At 64.1% G+C, this 3269-nt stretch carries 3 protein-coding genes; 2 read left to right on the forward strand and 1 reads right to left on the reverse strand.

What is annotated here, in order from left to right:
- The first annotated feature begins 561 nt into the window (after positions 1-561).
- Complete coding sequence (locus EBE87_RS27965) at positions 562-1113, forward strand: thermonuclease family protein (protein ID WP_233553524.1); 552 nt, start codon at positions 562-564, stop codon at positions 1111-1113.
- Complete coding sequence (locus EBE87_RS29580) at positions 1110-1244, forward strand: excalibur calcium-binding domain-containing protein (RefSeq protein WP_199708141.1); 135 nt, start codon at positions 1110-1112, stop codon at positions 1242-1244. The genes EBE87_RS27965 and EBE87_RS29580 overlap by 4 nt, the downstream gene beginning before the upstream one ends.
- A 673-nt stretch (positions 1245-1917) precedes the next feature.
- Here EBE87_RS29580 and EBE87_RS27975 read toward each other — a convergent pair.
- A complete protein-coding gene (locus EBE87_RS27975; protein WP_120641130.1) occupies positions 1918-2577 on the reverse strand; it encodes an SOS response-associated peptidase in 660 nt (219 codons plus the stop codon).
- Positions 2578-3269 lie beyond the last annotated feature (692 nt).

Raw genomic sequence — 3269 nt, forward strand, 5'->3', positions numbered from 1 at the left:
CTGCGCCCACACCTTCATGTCCGCCATCTGCCTCGCCGCCACCGTCCTCTTCTGGATCAAGGAGTCCTGAGCCTAGGTCCGCTATGAGTGGAGGCTGTGTGAAAACGCCATTTCCTGTGGCGGCAGTAGAAAGTTCTTCTTCCGAATGGCCGCTCTCACGCTATGGCGGGCGTTTTCCTCCCGTTTGAGGTGCCGGAACGACTGCGACGTAGAAGGCTGTTCTCCAGCCTGGCGGCGCACCTGCGTTTTCACACAGCCTCGGTCGACAACGGTCATGGCCAGAGGCGTGTTTGAGGCTGGCGATAGAAACAGCCCGGTAGGGGAGGGCCTGCCGGGCTGATCTGGGTCTGCTTGCTCCCTTCCACGCTGACGTTATGGCCGGCGCCGATCCGATTGGGGCCTGTTACCAGTTAGGGCGTTCACCACGCCGCCGCAGTACGCATGGTGTAGCAGACCCTCCTTAACGCCCAGTGAAGGCGGCACTGCTTTTCTGTGTGACACATCGTGGCACATGGCTGTCTCGGAAGCAGGCGGGGTCGCCGCTATGCTATGGCTATGCTCATGCTCTTCCGTCGCCTGCTACTGGCCGCCCTGCTCTTCGCTACCTCGCCCGCCTTCGCTGCAGAACTCCTGGGTCAGGGTGTCGGCATCCAGGATGGCGACACCCTGACCCTGCTGACGCCGGAGCGCCGGCAGGTGCGGGTGCGCCTCTATGGTATCGATGCGCCAGAGAGCCGGCAGCCCTATGGCACCCGGGCGCAGCAGGAGCTCTCGGCTCTGGTCTTCCGCAAGCAGGTCCGCGTGACGGTAGAAGACACCGACCACTACGGCCGCACCGTCGGCCGGATCTGGGCCGGGTCTCTTGATGTCAACGCCGAACTGGTGCGCCGCGGCGCCGCCTGGGTCTACCGGCAGTACAACCGAGATCCGATGTTGCCGCCACTGGAGGCGGAAGACCGCCAGGCGAAGCGCGGGCTCTGGGCCTTGCCCGCTGGCGAACAGGTACAACCCTGGGTCTGGCGGCGGAACGGCGGCCGGGCCACCGCAACCGCGCAGCCATCAGCAGCGGGGAGGGCAGGGCTACGGCGTCCTCCAGCAGCGTTGCCGGCATGAGTTGCGGCAGCAAGCGCTACTGCACCCAGATGACCAGCTGCGCCGAGGCGCAGTTCTACTTCCGCCAGTGCGGGCTGAGCCGGCTGGATGGTGACCGAGACGGCGTGCCCTGCGAGCAACTCTGCCGCTGATAAGCCACCGATTACGGCAACTCCCGCTCGCTCCACCTCCCAGCACGTGAGGCAAGGCATATCGAGAGTAGAAAGCCTTCTTGTTCTTTTTTCGTTCTCTCTGATACCGTCGCGCCCATGGCCCGATCATCCCCCCTCCCCGTGCCGGCCAGTGAGCGTGATGCCCTGCTTGCCAGCCCCCTCGCCACCTTGGTCTCCACGGCGCTAGTCGCCCACTGCGGCGATCGCTGCTGCCCGCCGCCCCGGCCGATCCCAGTTGGCGATGTGCTACGAGCTCGCGGCAACTGCCCCCTGGCACACGTCATCGGCGGCCTCTTCTGCACGGCTTGCGGTTCCCCCGCCCAGGTCGTGTCGTTGCGGGCTGATTGCCCCGGCGGCTGGATCGTGCAACCAGTCGTGGTGCCTGAGCCGCACGTGGTGTCGTGAATGCAGCCCGCATGGGCCAACCCTGCCCAGGGGACTACATCTGGTACCGGCAGGATTGGGTACTCACCGTCCGGTGCAGCACTGAGGGATGCGGTCAGGGCGCGAGTCGGCCGGTCTGGGAATGGGCGGCCCTGCACAAGATGGATAGCCGGCGGAAGCTCTGGGAACTGGTGGCGCGCATGAAGTGCAGCAAATGCGGCGCCAAGAAGCCTCGTTCAGAGCTTACGCCGCCACATGGGACGAAAGGCTAGTCCAAGCCGTCCTGCCGCCCACCTCTGGCCACGACCTGCAATGCCCCATCAGGGAGTGGGCGTTGCAAGATGCTTGCCTCTTCCCAGGGCGCCTCAAGCCAAGTGTCCCACTCGTCAGGGTCGGTCAGGATGGCCGGCATCGCTTTAGGATGGACCGCGCCGACCTCGGCATTCGGCTCCGTGGTCAGAAAGCCGAAGAGGTCGGCCGTCACTTCGCCTTCCTTCAGCTTCCGCACGCTGGTCCAAGTCGTCCAGATGCCGGCGAAGAACGCGAGAGGACGCTCGGCCGAGAGAGCAAACCAAATCGGCAGAGGTTTGCCATCAGGCCCACGGTCGTTCTCGCTGAAGCTGGTTAGCGGCACGAGGCACCGATGCTCTGGGGACAACCAGCGGTGCCAGTGCGGGCTTTTGGTGTTGCGGATATTGGTCACGCCGGGGTCGGTCTTCTTCCCCTCCAGCACGAAGGCTGGAGACGGCATGCCCCAGCGCGCCATGACTAGTTCGCGCTCACCGGCCGCGGCATTCCGCACAGTCGGCGCGGCATAGTCGGGGTAGATCTCCGGCAGCGGCGGCATGTTGCCGACGCTGTCCCGCATGGCTCGCGCCACGTCGCGGACGGCAGCCTTGTTGCTGGTCATGGAGTAGAGGTTGCACATGCCGGCGAGGCTATCAGTGCCTAGGCCAAAGACGCCAGAGAGGGCATCTGCAATCCTCAGCGGGCCGCAGATGATCTCACAAAAGCCCACCGAGGGCGGGCTCCTTGCTTAGGCGGTCGAGGATGTCGGCGACGGTTCAGACAAGCGCCAGGGTGATCACTGCTGCCCCGACGGATACCAAGCCGAAGGCGTAGGAGCAGACTGCCACAATCCGCTGCTCACGCTTTGCCGGTGCCTTGCCCATCGTCATCATCGTGCCTCCTACAACAGGCTGGGCATGGGTCGTGTGGCCCACTCCAGATCTATATGTATGGACGCGCTTAAGGACGGGCAGGTTGCAGTAATACCAAAATCTCTTTGATCAGAACCTATAGAAAGCTGAGGCAGCTCCGTGCCGCTGCAGAAGGCGCTATAGCTATAGGTTCTGTTCACTGGGACCTGGTATAAGACTTCGCATCTAACCCCGTTGCGGGCTTCCGCTTGAGCAGCACGGAGCCGGCAGGTGGGACCGTTTGGCTTGGCATGCCAGATCCAGCACCAGTCCATGCTACCCTGCCTTTCTCGGCCGAACGTCTCGGCTAGCGTTTTGCGCTAGCCACTGGCGTGAGGTCCTAGGCTCAGGACTCCTTGATCCAGAAGAGGACGGTGGCGGCGAGGCAGATGGCGGACATGAAGGTGTGGGCGCAGCGGTC

Source organism: Teichococcus wenyumeiae (assembly GCF_003696345.1).
Classification (GTDB): domain Bacteria; phylum Pseudomonadota; class Alphaproteobacteria; order Acetobacterales; family Acetobacteraceae; genus Pseudoroseomonas; species Pseudoroseomonas wenyumeiae.

Excerpts from the sequence above, each read along its gene's own strand:
- EBE87_RS27975 (WP_120641130.1), bottom strand. The coding sequence starts at position 2,577 with ATGTGCAACCTCTACTCCATGACCAGCAACAAGGCTGCCGTCCGCGAC.
- EBE87_RS29580 (WP_199708141.1), top strand. The coding sequence starts at position 1,110 with ATGAGTTGCGGCAGCAAGCGCTACTGCACCCAGATGACCAGCTGCGCC.
- EBE87_RS27965 (WP_233553524.1), top strand. The coding sequence starts at position 562 with ATGCTCTTCCGTCGCCTGCTACTGGCCGCCCTGCTCTTCGCTACCTCG.